The 19,948-nt window shown below is 51.6% G+C and carries 20 protein-coding genes; 13 read left to right on the top strand and 7 right to left on the bottom strand.

Annotation, left to right across the window (positions count from 1 at the left end; translation table 11 throughout):
• Positions 1-128 precede the first annotated feature (128 nt).
• Positions 129-407 (bottom strand): DUF1471 family periplasmic protein YahO, encoded by a 279-nt coding sequence (yahO, locus tag D6029_RS08220; RefSeq protein ID WP_120064332.1) that lies wholly within the window; start codon positions 405-407, stop codon positions 129-131.
• A gap of 340 nt (positions 408-747) precedes the next feature.
• Here yahO and D6029_RS08210 point away from each other — a divergent pair, with 340 nt between their 5' ends.
• The 5 genes from D6029_RS08210 to D6029_RS08190 all read left to right on the top strand — a co-directional run bounded on the left by D6029_RS08210 (position 748) and on the right by D6029_RS08190 (position 4,814).
• Complete coding sequence (locus tag D6029_RS08210; RefSeq protein ID WP_120064308.1) at positions 748-1,860, top strand: AI-2E family transporter; 1,113 nt, start codon at positions 748-750, stop codon at positions 1,858-1,860.
• A gap of 34 nt (positions 1,861-1,894) precedes the next feature.
• Positions 1,895-2,326 carry an ion channel gene (locus D6029_RS08205; protein ID WP_120064307.1) on the top strand — a complete coding sequence of 144 codons (432 nt, stop codon included), beginning with the start codon at positions 1,895-1,897 and terminating at the stop codon, positions 2,324-2,326.
• Positions 2,327-2,422: 96 nt separating this feature from the next.
• A complete protein-coding gene (locus D6029_RS08200; protein ID WP_120064306.1) occupies positions 2,423-4,033 on the top strand; it encodes an FAD-NAD(P)-binding protein in 1,611 nt (536 codons plus the stop codon).
• 137 nt (positions 4,034-4,170) lie between these two features.
• Positions 4,171-4,452 (top strand): toxin-antitoxin system TumE family protein, encoded by a 282-nt coding sequence (locus D6029_RS08195; protein WP_115630261.1) that lies wholly within the window; start codon positions 4,171-4,173, stop codon positions 4,450-4,452.
• Between the two features lie 2 nt (positions 4,453-4,454).
• Positions 4,455-4,814: an HVO_A0114 family putative DNA-binding protein gene (locus D6029_RS08190; RefSeq protein ID WP_120064305.1), complete on the top strand. Its 360-nt coding sequence runs from the start codon at positions 4,455-4,457 to the stop codon at positions 4,812-4,814.
• A gap of 53 nt (positions 4,815-4,867) precedes the next feature.
• On the opposite strand, the gene celB is transcribed toward D6029_RS08190, so the two are convergent.
• The 3 genes from celB to D6029_RS08175 form a co-directional block, all read right to left on the bottom strand.
• Positions 4,868-6,226: a PTS cellobiose transporter subunit IIC gene (celB, locus tag D6029_RS08185; protein ID WP_120064331.1), complete on the bottom strand. Its 1,359-nt coding sequence runs from the start codon at positions 6,224-6,226 to the stop codon at positions 4,868-4,870.
• Positions 6,227-6,295: 69 nt separating this feature from the next.
• A complete protein-coding gene (locus D6029_RS08180; RefSeq protein ID WP_120064304.1) occupies positions 6,296-7,597 on the bottom strand; it encodes a 6-phospho-beta-glucosidase in 1,302 nt (433 codons plus the stop codon).
• Positions 7,598-7,614: 17 nt separating this feature from the next.
• Positions 7,615-7,920 carry a PTS sugar transporter subunit IIB gene (locus D6029_RS08175; protein ID WP_120064303.1) on the bottom strand — a complete coding sequence of 102 codons (306 nt, stop codon included), beginning with the start codon at positions 7,918-7,920 and terminating at the stop codon, positions 7,615-7,617.
• A gap of 273 nt (positions 7,921-8,193) precedes the next feature.
• Here D6029_RS08175 and D6029_RS08170 point away from each other — a divergent pair, with 273 nt between their 5' ends.
• Positions 8,194-9,279 (top strand): MurR/RpiR family transcriptional regulator, encoded by a 1,086-nt coding sequence (locus tag D6029_RS08170; protein ID WP_120064302.1) that lies wholly within the window; start codon positions 8,194-8,196, stop codon positions 9,277-9,279.
• Between the two features lie 103 nt (positions 9,280-9,382).
• On the opposite strand, the gene D6029_RS08165 is transcribed toward D6029_RS08170, so the two are convergent.
• On the bottom strand, positions 9,383-10,603 hold the full coding sequence (locus D6029_RS08165; protein WP_120064301.1) for an amino acid deaminase: 1,221 nt from the start codon (positions 10,601-10,603) through the stop codon (positions 9,383-9,385).
• A 202-nt stretch (positions 10,604-10,805) separates the two neighbouring features.
• On the opposite strand from D6029_RS08165, the gene D6029_RS08160 reads away from it, so the two are divergent.
• The 5 genes from D6029_RS08160 to D6029_RS08140 all read left to right on the top strand — a co-directional run bounded on the left by D6029_RS08160 (position 10,806) and on the right by D6029_RS08140 (position 15,864).
• Positions 10,806-12,236 (top strand): N-acyl-D-amino-acid deacylase family protein, encoded by a 1,431-nt coding sequence (locus tag D6029_RS08160; RefSeq protein WP_120064300.1) that lies wholly within the window; start codon positions 10,806-10,808, stop codon positions 12,234-12,236.
• A 58-nt stretch (positions 12,237-12,294) separates the two neighbouring features.
• Positions 12,295-12,684, top strand: coding sequence for a RidA family protein (locus tag D6029_RS08155; RefSeq protein WP_120064299.1), 390 nt, complete (start codon positions 12,295-12,297; stop codon positions 12,682-12,684).
• A 240-nt stretch (positions 12,685-12,924) separates the two neighbouring features.
• A complete protein-coding gene (locus tag D6029_RS08150) occupies positions 12,925-14,415 on the top strand; it encodes a sodium:solute symporter family protein (RefSeq protein WP_120064298.1) in 1,491 nt (496 codons plus the stop codon).
• Positions 14,412-15,275 carry a 2-dehydro-3-deoxygalactonokinase gene (locus tag D6029_RS08145; protein WP_120064297.1) on the top strand — a complete coding sequence of 288 codons (864 nt, stop codon included), beginning with the start codon at positions 14,412-14,414 and terminating at the stop codon, positions 15,273-15,275. The genes D6029_RS08150 and D6029_RS08145 overlap by 4 nt, the downstream gene beginning before the upstream one ends.
• Positions 15,262-15,864, top strand: coding sequence for a 2-dehydro-3-deoxy-6-phosphogalactonate aldolase (locus D6029_RS08140; protein WP_120064296.1), 603 nt, complete (start codon positions 15,262-15,264; stop codon positions 15,862-15,864). The genes D6029_RS08145 and D6029_RS08140 overlap by 14 nt, the downstream gene beginning before the upstream one ends.
• 1 nt (position 15,865) lies before the next feature.
• Here D6029_RS08140 and D6029_RS08135 read toward each other — a convergent pair whose 3' ends face one another.
• Positions 15,866-16,729 (bottom strand): MurR/RpiR family transcriptional regulator, encoded by an 864-nt coding sequence (locus D6029_RS08135; protein WP_120064295.1) that lies wholly within the window; start codon positions 16,727-16,729, stop codon positions 15,866-15,868.
• A 306-nt stretch (positions 16,730-17,035) separates the two neighbouring features.
• On the opposite strand from D6029_RS08135, the gene D6029_RS08130 reads away from it, so the two are divergent.
• On the top strand, positions 17,036-17,668 hold the full coding sequence (locus D6029_RS08130; protein ID WP_120064294.1) for an OB-fold-containig protein: 633 nt from the start codon (positions 17,036-17,038) through the stop codon (positions 17,666-17,668).
• A 58-nt stretch (positions 17,669-17,726) separates the two neighbouring features.
• The gene (locus tag D6029_RS08125; RefSeq protein WP_120064330.1) at positions 17,727-19,442 is read left to right on the top strand and encodes a flotillin family protein; all 1,716 of its coding nucleotides are present in this window, start codon (positions 17,727-17,729) and stop codon (positions 19,440-19,442) included.
• A 41-nt stretch (positions 19,443-19,483) separates the two neighbouring features.
• On the opposite strand, the gene D6029_RS08120 is transcribed toward D6029_RS08125, so the two are convergent.
• On the bottom strand, positions 19,484-19,891 hold the full coding sequence (locus D6029_RS08120) for a dTDP-glucose pyrophosphorylase (protein WP_120064293.1): 408 nt from the start codon (positions 19,889-19,891) through the stop codon (positions 19,484-19,486).
• Positions 19,892-19,948: the final 57 nt, after the last annotated feature.

Here is a 19,948-nt window from a genome sequence, read left to right as displayed (position 1 = left end):
ATCAAATAGCCAGGATGGCAAAGTATAGGGTATTTACGGGGAAGAATGCGACTTAGCTTTGATGGAGAACAGAATGAGCAACAGCGTTGCTCATTCTTTATTAGTCAGTTTGGTTAGCGGTGTTGCGCTTATTTTTTCTTGTAAACGTCTGCGGTGCCGTGAATCTTGTTCTCAGTATCCGCTGAGGTCACAACGTAAAATTGCCCGCCAAGCTCATCTGCTTTTTTAGAGAGTTCTTCTTTGGCATCACTTGGAGCCGTTTCACCCGAAGTGGTGATGGTTCCCACTTTTACGTACTGATCTTTATGATCGTTGTACGCTTCTTTCGTCAACAGCTCAGCCGATAAAGCACTGAACGATACTGCACCTAACGTTAATGCTACCAACATGCCCTTAGCTATCTTCATGACGAACCTCATCTGTGATTATGGAAGATAAATGTTTTCCTTACTCCTAGACTATGGTTCACAGAACTGTTTCTTGCCACTTTAAGGAAGGGACCATTTGTGCCTTTTTTAGTCATTAATCAGCCACAAACAACGAGCCCGCATGGCTTTATAAAAATATCGTTTTTTATTAAATAAAAAATAAATTGCTTTGATATGGGCTACACATTGAATATGCGCTGCGATTTTTGCTGCTGTCTGATTATTGAATCTAATGGAGTACGGGATTATTCCCAGGCTACGTATTTTACGCTGAGCCCGGATACTTACGATTGTCACAACCACCTGGAATAACGTCACCATGGAAATTAACGATCCTGTCCTGGCCGAGAAAAGACTGGTTGCCCGCTTTCTCGACATGTTTATCAAGTTTGGTCTAATCCTCGCCCTGGCCTCTTTCTGTTTTACCGTTATCTCACCGTTTATGAATATGCTGCTGTGGGCGCTTATTCTGGCGGTGACGTTATATCCGCTGCATCAGAGTTTTGCTTCGCGCATGGGCAATAAACAAGGCCTGGCGGCAACCGTTCTGGTGCTGCTGGGCGTATTACTCATCGTGTTACCGACTATTGCCATGATTACTTCTTTGGGCGATAGCGTGAGCGTGCTGATTAGCAAAATAACCCACGACAGCCTGGTGATCCCACCGCCTTCAGACCGTGTCATGGTGATCCCCGTTGTCGGCGAAAAAATCTATGTCGTGTGGTTGAAAGCCTCGACGGATTTGCCCGCTTTAGTGAAAAGCTACGGCCCGCAAATCGGGGAAATCATGCGCCATGTGCTGACTATTCTGGCCAGTATGAGCGGCGGCATTATTGGTTTTGTTTTCTCGTTTATTGTCGCGGGAGTGATGATGGCTTATGGCGCTGCGGGTGCCGTGAGCGCCACCAGTATCGCCACGCGTATTACTGATGAAAGCCGAGGCCCGGCGCTGACCCGCCTGTGCACCGGCACCATTCGCGCGGTGGCGATGGGAGTTATCGGAGTGGCGTTTATCCAGGCCTTGCTGGCCGGGATTGTGATGGCTATCGCGGGCATCCCGGCGGTGGGGGTTTTCTTTGTCCTTGCGTTGATTCTGGGGATTGCCCAGGTTCCGGTGATTCTCGTCACCGGCCCGGCTATCGCCATTATGTGGATGACGGGCGACCACGGAACGGCGATGAACGTCGTCTATACCATCTTGCTGATTGTCGCTGGGATGGCAGACAACGTGCTCAAACCGATGTTGCTGGGGCGCGGTGTTGATGTGCCAATGCCGGTGGTGCTGCTTGGAGCGCTGGGCGGAATGGCAACCAACGGCATTCTCGGGATGTTTATCGGTGCGACGCTACTGTCCATCGGTTATCAAATCTTCATGGCGTGGGTGAATCAAGGCCCATCTGGCCCAACCTTGCGCGGGCAAGATGCTCGGTGAGATGCGGTCGCCCTAAGCGTCCGTGGAGAATGAAATGCTGCTGGTTTTGCTAACGGGAATGCCCGTCATTCTGTGTAATATGCTGCTGCAATCGTGGGTGGCGGTGTGGAGCATTCGTTTTTATATCAAACACTTTCATCAGCGCGAAGGTATGTGGGTGGGCGTGCTGGCGCTGTTCGGCATTATCACTATCGTGTTGATGGGAAACCTGCTGCAAATCATGCTGTGGGGCGTGTTGTTCCTGTGGCTGGGAGAGTTTTCCAACCTGCATGAGGCGGTGTATCACTCGGGCGTCAACTTCGCCACGCTGGGTTATGGCGATATTGTGATGAGTGCAAAATGGAAACTGCTCGGCCCGCTGGAAGCGGTGAACGGCGCGCTGATGATTGGTTTGTCCGGTGCGAGTATGCTGGCGGTGTTGCAGCAGCATATTCGTAAGCAGGTGGGGAAAATAAGAACCGACTGAATACATTGATGTTTATGCTGCCGATAAGTTGTCAGAAATCCTCGAGTGAACCTATTCTTAAACCAGGAATGTGGTGAATAAAAAGGGTGAGGTTAGATGAAAAAGGTAGCGATTATCGGTGCGGGGCCAACGGGGATTTATACCTTTTACTCCCTTCTTAAAAACAACGAACCTCTGTCTATTGCGGTTTACGAACAAGCCCGTGAAGCGGGGGTCGGCATGCCGTACAGCGATGAAGATAACTCGCGAATGATGCTGGCGAATATCGCCAGTATCGAAATCCCCCCCATATTTTCGACCTATATCGACTGGCTTAGAAGCCAAAGCGAAGGCTATCTGGCGCGTTATGGCGTTGAGCATTCGTCATTGCATGTCCGGCAATTTCTGCCGCGCATTTTGTTGGGTGAATATTTCCGCGACCAATTTTTGCAGTTAGTTGAGCAAGCCAAAAAACAGGGCTTTGATATTCAGGTGCATGAATCTTGCCAGGTCACCGACCTGGAAGTGACGCCAGAAGGTGTCAGGCTGTGGGTGGAGGAAAGTCCGGTTTCAGAGCTTTTTGAGCTTGCGGTGATTGCCACCGGGCACGTCTGGCCGGAAGAAGATCCTGCGGCGCGGACGTACTTCCCAAGCCCGTGGTCCGGGTTGATGGAAGCGAAAATCCCGGCCAGCAAAGTCGGCATTATGGGCACGTCTCTGAGCGGTATTGATGCGGCCATGGCAGTGGTGATTCAGCATGGCGAATTTTTCGAAACCGACGAAGATCGTGTCGAATTCAGGCTTGATAAGGGTTGCGAGGGGCTGAGTATCACATTGATGTCCCGTTCCGGCATTCTGCCGGAGGCTGATTTCTACTGCCCGATTCCCTATGAACCGCTGTCCGTGGTGACGGAACAGGCGATTGAAAACGAAATTGCTCGCGGCGAAGAAGGCCTGCTCGACCGGGTGTTTAGCCTGATGGTTGAGGAAATTGAACTTGCCGATCCGGCATGGAGCAAACGCATTTCCCTAAACTCACTCAATGTGGAAAGTTTTACCGAGGCCTGGTTTGCCGACCGCAAAGCACACGGCCCGTTCCGCTGGGCGGAATCAAACCTGCGAGAAGTTGAACGCAACAAACGCGACCGTAAAACTGTGCCGTGGCGGTACACCATTTTGCGCTTACACGAAGTGGTGCAGGAGATTGTTCCGCATCTTTCTGAGCAGGACAGCAAACGCTTCAGCGCCGGGCTTGCGCGGGTGTTTATCGACAATTACGCGGCGATCCCCTCGCAATCTATTCGCCGATTACTGGCCTTGCGTGAAGCTGGGATCATCAGCATTCTCGCCCTCGGGCAAGATTATAAGCTTGAGATCAACGAGCACCAGACGGTGATTTCGACTGACGAAAACGTCTACGAGTTTGAAATATTTATTGATGCTCGCGGACAAAAGCCGCTAAAGACCAAAGACTTGCCATTCCCTTCATTACGCCAACAACTCGAAACCACCGGCGATGACATTCCCGAAGTCGGCAACGACTACACCTTGCTCGAACCCGCCAGTGTTCGCGGGCGTATCGCGTTTGGCGCATTGCCGTATCTGATGCACGATAAACCTTTCGTGCAGGGGCTGACGGTGAGTGCCGAAATGGGCGAAGCGATGGCGAAGGCGATATTAAAACCCGCGTTCCGGGCGCGTAGGCGTTTGGGTTATATGGAAATTTAGCCGTCGGATGAAAATCAGGAAGCCTCCTCGCAACTCAGTAACGGTGTGCGCATAAAAAAATAATCTCGTTCTAAGATGTAACTCTATTCATCACTCTAAGATTGATGTTAGTGTTTACATCACTAAGGACAGATTTCATGCCAGCGACCGAACTGCTGCATTTAAGGATACATATTGCGGAAAATGCTTTTGCAATGCTGCGGATACTGTTGGTCGACCCCTCGATATTAGGCAGCGCTCATCAGTACAAATACAGTTTGGCTTACATCGTTAACGATGAGTGCGTTTTGCGTTACGACAACGAGCGGGGCAAAGGCGACCACAAGCATTTCAGCGGACAAGAATTTCCGGTGACGTTTACCACCATTGAAAATCTTATCGACAGTTTTCAGGCTGAAATTAACCTTCTGAGGAGGTAAAAATGAGAACGTTAACCGTTCGGGTGATGACAATAAATGAGGCCTTTCAGTTGGCAAAAATAGAGGCTGCGCGGGCAATGTCCGGAAGCATTGTCAGTGCGGAACTGATATTTCCTACCGTCGAACAGCTCGCAAAAACCATGCTGGCACCAAATCGTTGGCAAATAATTAAAACCATGGAAGGGGCTGAACCTGTCTCTATCCGTGAGTTGGCGCGACTAGTGAATCGTGATTTTCGTGGCGTTTATAACGATGTTCAGGCGTTGCTGAGTGGTGGGGTGATTAACAAAAGTGGAGAGAAAATTTCGCTGCCCTATGAGCGGATCCACATCGAATTTAATTCAGATGACGCAGTGGCTTAAATCACTCGCCGGATAAAAGTTGTGATTTCTTATCCGGCGATTGATCAATTTTATTAAGACGTAATCTGCTCAGTCACCGGCGTAACCGCCGCTTCTTTCTGTGATTTACTCGCCTGTTCTTCGCGATATTTCAGGTTATCCCAGATGCGGAAGAACGGGTAATACATCACCAGCGAAATCCCGAGGTTCACAATTTGCAGTATCGAACCTGAAATATGCCCGCCCGTTGCAAGGTATCCGCTGACCACAATTGGCGTGGTAAATGGCAGGGCGATCCCCGCAGGTTTTGCCACCAGTCCAGTGGTCATCGCGATGTAAGAAACAATCACCAATACCACGGGTGTCAGAATAAACGGCACCACCAGATACGGGTTCATGACGATGGGAATGCCGAACACCATCGGTTCGCTGATGTTAAACAGGCTGCCTGGGGCGGCGATTTTACCGAGCTGTTTCATCTGCGCACTGCGGCTGCGGATAATCATAAATATCACCAGGCCTAACAACGCGCCGGTGCCGCCAGGGGCAATCCACAAGTCGTAAAATTGCTGCGTGATAATGTGCGGAATCGGCAGGCCATTCTGAAACGCTTCGAGGTTTTCAGACATGTTGCTCAGCCAGACCGGGCGGATAAACACCAGCACGATGGTGTCGCCGTGCAGGCCCAGCATCCACAAAATCCCAATCAGCAATACCGAGATAATCATCCCTGGCAAGGAGCCGCCTACATGGCTCATCGGAATGCCGACCAGATCGGTAATCATTGTGTTGATGTCGCCAAACGGAGTGGCTTCAACCAACAGGCGCAGCGCCAGAACCACCGCTAAAACACAGAAGCCAGGAATCAGTGCCAGGAACGATTTTGCCACCGCAGGCGGCACGCCTTCTGGCATACGGATAACCAGGTTGCGGTTGTGAATGAAGCGATAAATTTCGGTGGAGAGCAGGGCGATAATAATCGCGACGAACAGCCCCTGACTGCCAATCTGGCCCATAGGCATCACGCCTTTCACCAGTTGTGCTGCGCCACCTGCTGCCGGAGTAAACATAATATGCTGTGGAATGGTCATCACAAAAGCGACCAAAGACACTGCGCCTGCGGTTAGCGGGTCGATAGTGCGGTATTTTTCTGCCAGGCGATACGCGATACCAAAGGCGGAGATGAGCGCCATGATGTCGTAAGTCGCTTTAACCGGGTAGAGCACCTTTTCCTGCCACGTTGGGCCGAACAAGTTGGTCATCATCTGCCCGTAACCGGGCACCGGAAGATAGGCAAAAATCAGGAAAAACGAGCCGATAAGCATAAACGGCATATTCAGAATGATACCGTCACGTACCGACAGAACGTGCTTTTGCCCGGCGATTTTAAGCGCGGTAGGCAGCACGTATTTTTCGATAATAGATTTACTCACAGACACAGACACCCCCTTTCCGGCGCAGGATTTACGCCGGGTATTGTTTTTATATTTGGTGAAAAGCCATTACTGATTGAACTGCGGTAACCACGCTTTGTTAATGCTTAATACTTCGTCGACTAACGTTTGAGCCAGATTCACATCTGCCACCAGCGGGTTTGCGACCAACGCCAGCAACGCTTTTTGCTTATCGCCGTGAACCGCCGCTTCGATGGTCAGGCGTTCAAAATCTTTCACTTGTTGCGTCAGGCCATTCATCAGCAGCGGTAATTTACCAAAGGCCAGAGGATGCGCGCCCAGGGCATCAATCAGGCAATTAGTTTCGATTACCGCATCGTCCGGCAAGCCCTGAATTGCGCCGTTATTGGCGGTGTTGACCACCATTTCAACGCCGAGATTGTTGTGCAGCGCGTTAATCAATTGCACCGCGACTTCGGAATAGAACGAACCGCCGCGCTGGCTGAGTTCTTCCGGTTTTTTGTCCAGATTAGGGTCGGCGTACAGTTTGAATAGCGACTCCTCCACTTTCATCACCTGCTCGGCGCGGGTGCCTTTGGTGTCGGCGTCGGCCAGTTCATCTTCGAGCATGGTGCGGGTTTGCCAGAAATAGCGGTGATATGGGCAGGGAATCGCACGCAGGGCGCGCAGCAAATCCGCAGGCCACGGAATCGCTTTAATATTGTTCATGGAAAGCTGCTCGCCATCGCACAGCATTTCGATTACTTCATCGGTGGCATCGCGCCCGTCAGCTAGCACTTTATGTACCCAAACCATATGATTCAGGCCCGCAAAACGGAGCGAAACTCTCTCGTGAGGCAGTTTCAGCATATCGGCAATCGTGTGATGCATGGTGACGGGCACATTACACAGGCCGATAATTTTGGCCTTGCTGTAGCGTGATACCGCTTCGGTCACAATACCAGCCGGATTGGTGAAGTTGATAATCCACGCATCGGGAGCCAGGCGTTCCACGCGTTTCGCAATATCCATCATCACCGGAATGGTGCGCAGCGCTTTGGCAAAACCGCCTACGCCGGTGGTTTCCTGGCCCAGCAGTTTATGGCTTAAACCGAGGCGCTCATCGGCAGCGCGAGCGGGAAGTTGCCCGACGCGCAATTGCGTTAAGACAAAACTGGAGCCTTTTATCGCCTCGTTAGCATCAAAATGCACCGAGACTTTTACCGCTTCCAGGCCATTGCGATCGAGCATACGGCGAGCGAGAGCGGCGATAATATCAACTTTCTGGCGACCGGCTTCGACATCCACCAGTGCCAGTTCCGCCATTGGCAGCGAAGCGTGGCGCTCAATCAAACCTTCAATCAATTCCGGGGTGTAACTGCTTCCCCCACCAACAACGGTAATTTTCATGCTGCTCTCCGCGGGCCTCAGGCCATCAGTTGAATGGCTTTATCCAGCACGCGATCGCCGCGCATGGTGCCGTAATCCATCATGTCTATCACCGCGACAGGCAAGCCCCGCGGGGTCGAAAGTTCGGTCAGGCGTTGTAATTCAAACTGCACTTGCGGGCCGAGCAGTACCACATCGGCGTGTTGAAGTTGGTTTTCAATTTCTGCTACCGGGAACGCTTCGATTTCGACATCCATTGAACGCTTTGCCGCTTCAGCACGCATTTTCTGCACCAGCATGCTGGTGGACATTCCCGCAGCGCAACACAACATGATTTTTTTCATTACAACAATCCTCTCGTTTGAAAACATATTTCACACATTAGCTGTTTTAATTAGCATGTGTGAAAATTATTTTCATGAGTGTGATCGCAGTTGGATAATTGATCAGGCAAGGTACAGCAGGCTGAAAATGTGATCTGTATAAGAATAATGGATCTAACGGGCGAGTTATGGGATGAAAACACCCTCATCTGGTTGGATAGATTGAAAAATAATTTCAATAATTTATGATGCCTTTAACGAGTCGTCACTGCCGACATTAGGACACCTTCTGTTATGGATATTGTTTACCAACTGGTGCATGGGTTATCGGGTCTACCTGCGCAAGAATCGCGTCTTGCGCGCTTTTTCCTCGACAATTTCGCGCAGATCCCGGATGCGACGATGGAAGAGCTGGCAGCCAAAGCCGGTGTTAGCCCGGCAACATTGCAGCACTTCGCCAGGAGCATTGGCTGTGACGATATCAATGATTTTATCGGCCAGGTGCGCCACCAACAGCAGGAGAGCAGCCTGCAAACGCCAGCCGCGCCGATACTGGGTGATGCGGCGTGGATGGATCCTCGCGCTCTGCAAGCACTGGCTAAAAATGCCGGAGTGGGTAGCGAAATACTCGAGCGCTTTTCGCACTCTATCGGGCGCGAAAGTAGCAGCGATATTCTCGGCCAGATCCGCAGCCGCCTGAATGACTTCAGCCAGCAGGAATCGCGCGTCGCGCAGACCATTCTTGAAGATGTCTCGTTTGCGGCTTCTGCAACCATCGACCAGCTCGCGACGGCGGCAGGCGTCAGCCCAGCGACGATCACCCGTTTTGCCCGAGCCGCTGGCTGCGACGATATTCGTGATTTGCGCATGAAACTGGCGCAGGCCACCACGCCGGTTTCTGCGGGCGATATGCCAGCTCCGTGGCGCGACAAACTGGGCAATGTGCAACATGCGTTAAATTCCCAGTTGTGCGATCTGCTGCCCTCCGCGATGAACCAGGCGATTGCACGGTTAAAGCAGGCGAAGGCGGTGCATATTTTTAGCGCCAGCGCGGCCGATACGCCCTTTGCCAGCCTGCTGCAATATCGCCTGCTGACTCAGGGTTATCCGGCCAATATTTGCCAGGATGGAGCGATGATGGGTATCACTGCTTCAATGTTAGGGAAAGGGCAGGTGTTGGTGATTTTCGCCGGGAGTGCGCCAGAAAATTCGCTGATTGCGGCGTCGCATCAGGCGCGTCGGCTGGGGGCTGAGTTAGTGATTATCGGCCAGGAAGTGGGTGCGTTTATCCATCGCGAAGATATTCATCTGCCGCTTAAAGACACGCGCTACGGGGCGTTGTTAGTGATTGATTTGCTGTGCGAAGGGATTGATAGCTGAGTTGTTGGCAATATTGTCGGATGTCGCAAGCTAATCCGACCTACAATCCCATTGATTTTGTAGGTCGGATAAGCTTGCGCCATCCGACAGGGGTTCTGACGGGTTAAAACGCGGTTTCTAAGGTTTCCAGAACCTGGTATTCATCGTCCACCAGATACAGCGCTTTCCATTTGTCGAATGTCAGGCACGGATGCGAAGTGCTGAACACCAGAATATCTCCTACCTGCACGTCAGCGCCCGGTTTGAGTTTAAGCATCGCGTGCTGGTCCATAATGCCCGTGGTTTCGATAGTTTCAGCGGCGTTTGCCAGGGCTTTCCCCGCACGATAATGCGCAACAGGTTGCGGTAATCCGGCATCAAAGGCGCTGTCGCGTTTGCCGAAGTTCACAATCGCCCGGTCGCTTTCTGGCACCGATTGCACCATCGCAACCAGCTCCAGCGCGGAAGCCAAATCCCCACCTAAATCGCAGGCTGTTTTGTCGCGTGCCATTAATTCCTCCTGCGCTTCCTGATAAATCCCCGCATCATGAGTGATGTAACAGCCAGGGCGAATCACCACGCGGCAGTTTGCCGGTTTTTGCGCTTCCAGCCAGACGTTACACACCACGTCATACCAGACGGAACCCGCGCCGGTGAGGATAAATTCCCCGTCGACGTAACGCTCCAGTTTGCAGGCGAGTGCTGCGGCATCACGCAGTAATGCTTCGACTTTCGGCTGCGGGTTTTCGCCATGCAGCACGCCTTCATAAAGCTCCAGCCCGCGTAAACGCAGCGCTGGAAGGCGAGAGATTTCTTCGGCTAACGCCAGCGCTTGCTCGGCGGTGCGGCAACCGCAACGGCCACCCGGCACGCCCAGTTCAATCAAAATATCGAGCTGTTGGTTTTGTGCGGCAAAGAACGCGGAAAGGGTTTTTGCGTTGGCAACGCTGTCGACACAACACAGGTAATCAACGTCTGGGTATTGTGCTTTTAGCTGCGAAACCAACTGCATATTCGCTTTGCCAACCAACTGGTTAACCATCAACACGCGCTTGATGCCGCTGACCATCGCGATGCTGGCTTGCCAGGCGCTACCGACGCCAATCGCCCAGGCTCCCGCTTGCTGTTGCTGCTGGAAAATCCACGGCGTCATGGTAGTTTTGCCGTGCGGTGCCAGCGAGACACCGCGCGTATCAGCGTAACGCTGCATCCACTGGATATTGTTCTCAAGCGCAGCTTTTTTGATAACCGCAGCAGGCAGGCATACGTCTTCATTAAGGATGTTCGCCGGGGTGAATAGCGAGGCAGATTTATGTGGGACGATGTTACTTTTCTGGTATTTCATAACATTATTCCTTTGGGGTTGGCTTTTCTTTCAGACTGGGTATCAGTTTTAATCTATTGATAATTATGAAAAATTACTTTGTGTGATCTTTGCGTTGAATAAAAGTATCATAATTTCATATGTATTTTGTGTAGTCTTCCACTGTTTTTTGCGCTTGTAAATGGTTAACTTTAGCCCAGAACACAACGGGGGTCAGGAAGCCATGAAGTTCGACTATTTGTTTAAAAATGTCACCGTCATTGATGGAAGCGGGGGCGCGCAGTATCGCGCTGATGTGGCGGTGCAAGGCGAAAGGATTGCGCAAATCGCACCGTCGATTAGCGAATCTGCACATCATGAAATCGACGGTACAGGCCGCGTGCTGGCTCCTGGTTTTATCGACGTGCACACCCACGATGACATTAACGTGATTCGGATGCCGGAATACTTGCCGAAAATTAGCCAGGGCATTACCACGGTGATTGTTGGCAATTGTGGGATCAGTGCCGCAACAGCGACCATGAAAGGCGCGGTGCCAGACCCGATGAATTTGCTTGGTGAGGCAGAACAGTTTGTTTATCCAACGGTTGCGGCTTACGCCGAAGCGGTGGAGCAGGCGAAACCCGCCGTGAATGTCGGCACGCTGATTGGTCATACCGCGCTGCGCAATAATCATATGGACGATTTATTCCGCGCCGCCACACCCGACGAAATTAGCGCGATGCGCGAGCAGCTCCGCCTGGCGCTGGAACAAGGCGGGCTGGGTTTGAGTACCGGCCTGGCTTACGCCACGGCATTCCATTCCACCACTGAAGAAGTGATGGCGCTGGCGGAAGAGTTAGCCGCCGGAAAAGGGATTTACACCACACATTTGCGCTCTGAATTTGAACCGATTCTGGACGCGCTTGACGAAGCATTCAGCATTGGCCGCCACGGCAAAGTTCCGGTGGTGGTTTCGCACCATAAATGTGCCGGGGCGAAGAACTGGGGTCGCACAGTCGAGACGTTGAAATTATTCGATAAAGTGCGCCAGCAGCAGGATGTTTCCTGCGATTGCTACCCGTATTCCGCCAGCTCTTCGACGCTGGATTTGAAACAGATTACCGAAGATTTCGACATCATTATTACGTGGTCGGAACCGCATCCTGAAGTCGCCGGGCAATCGCTCAAGCAAATCGCGGAAAGCTGGGCGATGACGCTGGTTGAGGCCGGAAAATTGCTGATGCCCGCCGGGGCGATTTACTACAACATGGACGAGCAGGATGTGCGCCGCGTGTTAAGTTACCCGGTGACGATGGTCGGTTCAGACGGTTTGCCGAACGACCCGATGCCGCATCCGCGCTTGTGGGGCGCATTCCCGCGCGTGTTGGGGCATTACAGCCGCGACGAGAAATTATTCCCGCTGACGGTAGCGGTGCATAAGATGACGGGGATGTCGGCGGCGCGTTTCCAGCTTGCTGAGCGCGGGCTGGTGAAGTGTGGCTACTTTGCAGATTTAGTGATGTTTGACCCTGAAACCGTGCGTGATGTGGCAAGTTTTAGCCACCCGCAGCAGCCCGCAGCCGGTATTGAAGCCGTGATGGTTAACGGTGTGATGAGCTACGGTCGGGATAAACAAGTGATTGGTCGTGCCGGGCGGTTTTTGCGCCGGTAAAAACAACCTTCACCCTGGCCCTCTCCCTGAGGGCGAGGTGAATTATTAAGGAGAATTTATGAGCATTAAACGTTATGGAGTGGGTGGCAGCACCGGAACGGGCGGGCAGAAGTTGCCTTTCGCCAAAGCGGTGGAAGCGGGCGGTTGGTTGTATGTTTCCGGCCAGACGCCGATGAAAGACGGCGAAGTGGTGGAAGGCGGCATTATCGAGCAGTCGCGCCTGGCGATTCAGAACTGTGTCGACATCATGCAGGATGCGGGTTACACGCTGGCTGATGTGGTTCACGTAAAAGTTTTCCTGACGGATGCGCGTTATTTCCAGTCGTTTAACAAAGTGTTCGCTGAATTCTTTTCCGAACATCCGCCAGCGCGCGTTTGTTGCGTGGCGGATTTGGTTGTTGATTGCAAAGTGGAAGTCGATTTGACCTGCTATCGGGCCGATCGCTAAGGCCACCCTCACCCCGGCCCTCTCCCCCTGGAGAGGGCGAAAAGAACGGTCCCGTCTCATGGATAGGTAGAAAAGATCGGTCCCCTCTCCTGGGGGAGAGGGTTAGGGTGAGGGCGAAAACTCCTCATCAAAAATTAAATTAAATATATTCAGGCACCTCTCATATAACGTGCCAACGGGTTTCCTGTATCTTTTTTCAGGCGGCTAATTTCATCTTTATTATTAACCTGGGAGTGAGCCATGAATAATATGTCTTTTCTGATTTGGTTTGCGATATATGCCTGCGCGATGATTGTTCTCGGCTGGTATGTCTCCCGCCACCAAAAAAATGGCGATGACTTTTTATTAGGTGGCCGTTCAATGCCATTAATTTTAACGCTGGGTTCAACCGTCGGCACCATGGTGGGCACCGGTTCAAGCGTGGGTGCGGTGGGTTTTGGCTACACCAACGGTTGGGCGGGTATGCTATATGGCCTTGGTGGTGCAGTGGGTATTTTGCTGGTGGCCTGGTTATTTGCGCCAGTGCGTAAAATGCGCTTTATGACCATGAGCGAAGAAATATCTTATTATACCGGTGGCAGTAAAATTATTAAGAACGTGGTGGCAATATTAATATTCATCGCTTCTATTGGCTGGCTCGGCGCGCATATTCTGGGTGGCGGTTTATATCTTGCCTGGGCCAGTGGAATCGATATTAATACGGCGAAAATTATTATTGCTGCGGCCTTTATTGTTTATGTCGGCATCGGGGGATATTCCGCCGTGGTATGGATTGATACCGTACAGTCATTGATTCTGTTTGGCGGGTTTATCCTGATGGCGGTATTGGCGGTTCACCATGTCGGGGGCTGGAGCCATATTCAGGAGGCTGTAGACCCAGCGGCGCAAAGTCTGTTTGCTGTGGATAAATTAGGCGTATTACCTGCGTTCTCGCTGGCTATGGTGATTGGTGTCGGCGTGCTGGCAACGCCTTCTTATCGCCAGCGGATTTACTCCGCTAAATCGGTTGGCACGGTGCGTAAATCGTTTGTCATTACTGGCCTGTTATATCTTGGATTCTCTTTCCTGCCCGCGATCATTGGCATGGCGGCGTACACCATGAACCCGGCGCTTGAGAACAGCGGTTTTGCTTTCTTGTTTGCGACACAAGTGCTGCCGCCCATGCTGGCGATGCTGGTATTGATTGCCGGGATGTCGGCGAACATGTCCTCGGGAAGCTCGGATGCGATTGCTGCGGTGTCTATCGTGCTGCGCGATTTATACACCTTAATTACCGGCCATATGCCTGCGCCTGAAAAAGCGATTCGTATGTCGCGTATTTTCCTGGTGCTGGTGATTGGTCTGGCGCTGCTGTTCGCACTGACCTCGAACGACATCATTAGCTACATCACCAAAATGATCTCCATGATCATGTCCGGCATGTTTATCTGCTCGATTCTGGGCCGTTTCTGGACGCGCTTTAACTGGCAAGGTGCGCTGGCAGCGCTTCTCGGCGGCGCGGGAACCTCGATGGTGCTGCTGACAAATGACAGCTGGATGGCCTTCTGGGGCAATCCATGTGTGCCGTCAGTGTTGACCAGCCTGGTGCTTTCGGTGGTGGTGACGCTGCTGACTCCCGCCAGCAAAATGAGCCGCGAAGAAGCACTGGAGATGATCACGCGTGAACGCGAAAACCAACCGGAAGCCGTACCGGTTCCGTTGGGCAAACGTGCAACGGGGAACGCACGATGAATGCCAGTTATATCGCTATTGATTGGGGCTCCACGCATTTGCGCGCCTGGTTGTATCGCGATGGGCAATGCGTGGACAGCCTGCAACAGCCACTGGGTGTGAGCCGGTTAACCGAGCAAACGCCGCGCCAGGTATTTGAGCAGTTCATCCAACTGTGGCGCAGTGCGCAGGATATTCCTGTGATTATGGCGGGAATGATAGGCAGCGATGCGGGGTGGCAGACCGTGCCATACCTGCCTTGCCCGGTCACGCTACATGAGATTGGTGCTCAACTCTTTGAAGTCGCGCCGCAGGTGTGGATTGTGCCGGGGCTGAAAATGGCACGCAACGTGATGCGTGGCGAGGAGACACAGCTTATTGGAGCCATGCAACTCGCTCCCGCTGATTGTTACGTGATGCCCGGCACGCACAGCAAATGGGTGCAGATTCACGAAGGTTCAGTGAGCGGTTTTACCACGGCGATGACCGGGGAATTACATCATCTGCTGATGAATCATTCGCTTATCGGCAAAGGCCTGCCAGAGCAGCATGATGATGAGGCAGCGTTTAATACCGGCCTGCAGTGCGGGCTGGATTCGCCATCGCTGGTGAGTCGTTTATTCGAAGCCCGTGCGTCGCGCGTTCTGGGCGATTTGCCGCCAGAGTGCGTGAGCGAATGGCTTTCGGGTTTGCTGATTGGCGCGGAAGTCGCCGCGATGAGCCATGAACTCGCCGTTAAACATGTCACGTTGGTCGGCAATGAATCGCTGTGTCGCCGTTATCGCCGGGCGCTGGCAAAAGTGAATATCGGCAGCCAGGAAATTGCAGGCGATGCCGCCTTCCAGCAAGGAATAAGGAGCATTATCGATGCAAGACGCTAAACCGTTAATTGCCATTCTACGGGGCATTCACCCGCATGAAGCCAGCGCCCACGTTGGCGCGCTGGTTGAAGAAGGGTTCCGCTATATCGAAATCCCGCTTAACTCACCCGACTGGCAACAGAGCATTCCGCAAATGGTCAGCTTTTATGGCGAACAAGCCTGTATCGGCGCGGGAACGGTGCTGAATGAAGAGCAGGTCGATTTCCTGGCGCAAGCGGGAGCCAAACTGGTGGTTACGCCGAATACCAACCCGACGGTGATACGCCGGGCAGTCGATGCCGGAATGCTGGTATGCGCAGGTTGCGCCACGGCAAGTGAAGCGTTTAGCGCGCTGGATGCGGGCGCTCAGTGCCTGAAAATATTCCCGTCATCGGCATTTGGCCCCGCTTATATTGCGGCGCTAAAAGCCGTGTTGCCGCCAACCGTGCCAGTGCTGGCGGTTGGCGGCGTGACGCCAGAAAATATTGGGGAATATTTACAGGCCGGCTGCGCGGGAGCAGGGCTGGGCGGGGATTTGTACCGCGCCGGGCAGAGTGTTGAAACTACGCGTGTTCAGGCGAAACGATTTATGGCGGCGTTTATACTGTAACTTAATCCCCTAAAGGCTGCCTGTCAGCGCCACCCCGGTGGCTATCAAGTGCCAGCTTGATACGACGCAGGCGGTCTTTTGCCTGGCTTTTATTCGCCATCGCCAACTCCGTTGCCAGTACATCAATCATTGCCAACATGGCGTAGCGTGAAGTGCTCGGCTTAAAGATGTAGTCATTTTCCCGCACAATCAGCGGCAGCACGATGTCGGCGATTTGTGCGAGCGGCGTTTCATCAGGCGTGATGGCGATAACTTTCGCGCCGTATTGATGGGCAATGGCCGCACTTTCGATGATCTCCGGGGTAAACCCGCCTAACGACAGCGCCAGCAGCACATCGCCGGGTGCGACTGACGAACACATCATTCTGACCAACAACCCATCGCTCTGACTGACTACCGGCAGGCCGAGGCGGAACAGGCGATACTGGACTTCCTGGGCGCAAATCGTTGACCCGCCGCCCATACCGATGGCGAGGATTTGCCGGGAGTTGCTCAACCATTCCACCGCTTTTTTTAACGATTCAGGATTGAGTGCGCGGCGATTAATATCCAGCACATTGATGATAGTTTCGTAAATTCCCTGCACGCCTTCGAGGTCTGGCACATCAAGAATAAAGCGTTGCCCAACCGCTAATGACTGGGCAAGTTTCACCTTCAGCTCGCGCACATCTTTACAGCCAATCGCGCGTGCAAAGCGGGTGATTGATGCCTGGCTGGTATCGGTAAGCCGCGCCATTTCTGCAATCGGCAGCGTCGCGGCGGATTGAACATCATCGAGAATAAACTGCGCGATACGTTTTTCTGTGGCGGTCAGCTCCACAAAACGGTCAGTGATACAGGAAATAATGTCGATGGAAACAGCCATAGCGCGTCCCTGAAAATGATAAAAAATAGCTGGTACTTTGTACCATAAAAACCGGGATTTGTGATTATCTGAATTATTTTTTGAGCGAATGATTTGTCATTTTTTATTTTTCATAATGATGTCGGGTGAGAATAGAGGTAGAGAGTTCATTTTCGGAAAAAGGAGGGTAGCCTGATTTACGAAGGCTTTGCGGACTATTTTACAGGCTTGGTTACATTCGCTTACATGATTGATATTGTCCTGTCAGAGCCTTGAAATACTATCCGCTGCAAATAAAACTTCAAAAATCGAACCAGGAAATAACCCATGTTTTTCTTTATTCCGGAAAATATTATTTTCCTTGTGAGTTTCTTCCTGGTTGTGGCTATTGGTTTGATTGAACTATTAGCGGTGATTTTTGGTATGAGCTTATCCATTCATGCAGATGATTTTTTATCTTCGCATATTGATGCTGGTGATTCTCTTTTTGCACAAGGTCTTGATTGGTTAAATAGAGGGAAGGTTCCTTTTCTTATTCTGCTGGTTTTATTTTTGTCGTGCTTTTCACTCTCGGGATTTGTTATTCAGTGGCTTGTTGTGAGCGTAGTGAAATCCCCTTTTCCTTCGGCAGTCATTGCGGTTCCAGCATTGATTTTCACAGTATTCCTGGTTAAGCGTTGCAGCCTTTTTATTGCGAAGGTCATACCGCAGCATGAAAGTAGCGCTGTTTCCGAAGGAGAATTTATAGGCTGCATGGCCATTATTACCGGCGGTGAAGGTCGGGTTAATTCGCCTGCGCAATGCAGATTAGTGGATAAGTATAACCAAACGCATTACTTACTCGTTCAGCCAGAAAGTGCTGATGAAGTTTTTAATCCAGGAGATAAAGTCCTGATTACAACACGTGTTTCTTCAAGCGTATTTATCGCGGTGCATAATCCGTGGCCCGCGCATCTATAGCGAAATATTACTTAGCGTAATTTATTACAAGGACTGAATAGTGAACGTTTTTAATGAAATGGATGGTTTGTATTTTTGGGGCGTAATAGCAGGGGCGACCTTAATTGTTTTGTTCATTATCGGACTTATATTCTCAAGGCTTTATCAAAAGGCCTCTGCGGAACAGTCTTTTGTTCGAACGGGGCTTGGGGGATTAAAAGTCGTATTAAGTGGCGGTTCGTTGGTGCTCCCGGTATTTCATGAAATTATCCTTATCAACATGAATACCTTAAAGCTGGAAGTCAGCCGTTCTTCAAAAGACAGTTTGATTACTAAAGACCGCATGCGCGTTGATGTCGTGGTGGCTTTTTTTGTGCGCGTAAAACCCACGGTTGAAGGGATTTCTACTGCGGCGCAGACCCTGGGGCAACGCACGTTATCCCCGGAAGATTTGCGCATTCTGGTGGAAGATAAGTTTGTCGATGCGCTGCGCTCAACGGCTTCCCAGATGACGATGCAAGATTTGCAGGATACCCGCGAGAAGTTTGTGCAGGGTGTGCAAAATACGGTAGCCGAAGATCTGACCAAGAACGGACTCGAGCTGGAAAGTGTTTCATTAACTAACTTTAACCAGACATCAAAAGAGTATTTCGATCCTAATAATGCGTTTGATGCCGAAGGTTTAACCAAGCTGACGCAGGAAACAGAGCGCCGTCGTCGCGAACGTAATGAAGTTGAGCAAGATGTTGAAGTGGCCGTTCGTGAAAAAAACCGTGATGCTCTTTCACGTAAGCTGGAAATCGAACAGCAAGAATCTTTCATGTCTTTAGAACAAGAGCAGCAAATCAAGACGCGCACCGCCGAGCAAAATTCCAAAATTGCGACTTTTGAAGCCGAGCGCCGTCGTGAAGCTGAAGAAAGTCGAATTATGGCTGAACGCCAGATTCAGGAAGCCGAGATAGAAAGTAAGCTGGTACTGAAAACTTGCGAAGTGGAAGCCAGCCGCGAGATTCAGGTTAAAGAAATCGAGCAAACCCGCGTAACGGAAATTGCTCAGCAGGATAAAGCGATTGCGATTGCGGCAAAATCTGAGCAGCAATCACAGGCGCAGGCTCAGGCCAACATCGCTTTGTCAGAAGCGGTTAAAGCTGAGCAAAATGTGGTGACCACGCGTGAAACAGCTGAAGCGGATCGTGCAAAGCAAGTCGCGTTGATTGTGGCAAGCCAGGAAGCGGAGACTAAAGCGGTCCAGTTGACGTTGAACGCGCAGGCGGAAAAGGATGCCGCAGAACTTCAGGCTGCCGCCATTATTGAATTAGCCGAGGCAACTCGCAAAAAAGGCCTTGCCGAAGCGGAAGCTCAACGCGCGTTTAACGACGCGGTCAATATGCTCTCAAGCGATCAAACCAGCCTTAAGTTCAAACTCGCACTGCTTCAGGCCTTGCCTGCCATTATTGAAAAATCAGTAGAGCCAATGAAGGCCATTGAAGGGATTAAAATTGTTCAGGTGGATGGCTTGAACCGTGGTGGCGCGGGTAATTCCACTGGCGCAGGAAGTGCAGCTGCGGGTGGCAATCTTGCCGAACAGGCTTTATCGGCAGCGCTTTCCTACCGCACTCATGCCCCGATTCTTGATTCATTATTGCAGGAAGTGGGGCTTTCCGGCGGCTCGTTAAATGCATTGACCGCAGCATTGCCGGAACACATGGCAAACGGCATTGAAACGGTAAAGCCGGAAAATACGACGTTCATTGCTAAAGAAACCTCTCAATCCACCATTGAATCCGCAGTTTAATCTGCTGCTATCCCGGATGCGGTTTGACCGTATTCCGGGATTTATCCTTTCTGGACCGTCGTGAATTCCAGTGACAAACCCAATAACGTCATATTTTGAACCGAAGGTTCGCCGGTTGCCGCAATCAATGTTCCCTGAAATTTCAGCTTCTTAAATGGCCCGTTAATAATCAGCCGTGCGCGCAGGCTTGGCAGAGTCAAAGAGCTGATGGGATAAACCGTGCGTCCCTTGATAGCGATAGGGATTTTTCTCAGCTCAATGCACTGACGCACACCAACAGTTGAGTAGAGCACCGCGACCGGCGTAACGGAGGCCAGAGGCTTTTCAGAGACGCTGATAAAATCCAGCAGCAACTCAGGTTGCAGGAAATGCAGGCCACCATGGGGGACGGTCACGCCTGGGATCTCAGGCATCGGGAATGTTTGAGGAAGGTGGAGTGAATCAGTCATTTTTCATCATCCATTAAAAGGGAAACTCAGCGAAATTGCCCACGTCATGCCCTGGTA

The organism is Buttiauxella izardii (assembly GCF_003601925.1).
GTDB lineage: Bacteria > Pseudomonadota > Gammaproteobacteria > Enterobacterales > Enterobacteriaceae > Buttiauxella > Buttiauxella izardii.
Note: the sequence above shows the minus strand (reverse complement) of the source record. Positions and strands in the feature narration are given on the sequence as shown.

Coding starts and splice junctions, on each gene's coding strand:
- yahO (WP_120064332.1), bottom strand. CDS start 407: ATGAAGATAGCTAAGGGCATGTTGGTAGCATTAACGTTAGGTGCAGTA.
- D6029_RS08210 (WP_120064308.1), top strand. CDS start 748: ATGGAAATTAACGATCCTGTCCTGGCCGAGAAAAGACTGGTTGCCCGC.
- D6029_RS08205 (WP_120064307.1), top strand. CDS start 1,895: ATGCTGCTGGTTTTGCTAACGGGAATGCCCGTCATTCTGTGTAATATG.
- D6029_RS08200 (WP_120064306.1), top strand. CDS start 2,423: ATGAAAAAGGTAGCGATTATCGGTGCGGGGCCAACGGGGATTTATACC.
- D6029_RS08195 (WP_115630261.1), top strand. CDS start 4,171: ATGCCAGCGACCGAACTGCTGCATTTAAGGATACATATTGCGGAAAAT.
- D6029_RS08190 (WP_120064305.1), top strand. CDS start 4,455: ATGAGAACGTTAACCGTTCGGGTGATGACAATAAATGAGGCCTTTCAG.
- D6029_RS08180 (WP_120064304.1), bottom strand. CDS start 7,597: ATGAAAATTACCGTTGTTGGTGGGGGAAGCAGTTACACCCCGGAATTG.
- D6029_RS08175 (WP_120064303.1), bottom strand. CDS start 7,920: ATGAAAAAAATCATGTTGTGTTGCGCTGCGGGAATGTCCACCAGCATG.
- D6029_RS08170 (WP_120064302.1), top strand. CDS start 8,194: ATGGATATTGTTTACCAACTGGTGCATGGGTTATCGGGTCTACCTGCG.
- D6029_RS08165 (WP_120064301.1), bottom strand. CDS start 10,603: ATGAAATACCAGAAAAGTAACATCGTCCCACATAAATCTGCCTCGCTA.
- D6029_RS08160 (WP_120064300.1), top strand. CDS start 10,806: ATGAAGTTCGACTATTTGTTTAAAAATGTCACCGTCATTGATGGAAGC.
- D6029_RS08155 (WP_120064299.1), top strand. CDS start 12,295: ATGAGCATTAAACGTTATGGAGTGGGTGGCAGCACCGGAACGGGCGGG.
- D6029_RS08150 (WP_120064298.1), top strand. CDS start 12,925: ATGAATAATATGTCTTTTCTGATTTGGTTTGCGATATATGCCTGCGCG.
- D6029_RS08145 (WP_120064297.1), top strand. CDS start 14,412: ATGAATGCCAGTTATATCGCTATTGATTGGGGCTCCACGCATTTGCGC.
- D6029_RS08140 (WP_120064296.1), top strand. CDS start 15,262: ATGCAAGACGCTAAACCGTTAATTGCCATTCTACGGGGCATTCACCCG.
- D6029_RS08135 (WP_120064295.1), bottom strand. CDS start 16,729: ATGGCTGTTTCCATCGACATTATTTCCTGTATCACTGACCGTTTTGTG.
- D6029_RS08130 (WP_120064294.1), top strand. CDS start 17,036: ATGTTTTTCTTTATTCCGGAAAATATTATTTTCCTTGTGAGTTTCTTC.
- D6029_RS08125 (WP_120064330.1), top strand. CDS start 17,727: ATGGATGGTTTGTATTTTTGGGGCGTAATAGCAGGGGCGACCTTAATT.
- D6029_RS08120 (WP_120064293.1), bottom strand. CDS start 19,891: ATGACTGATTCACTCCACCTTCCTCAAACATTCCCGATGCCTGAGATC.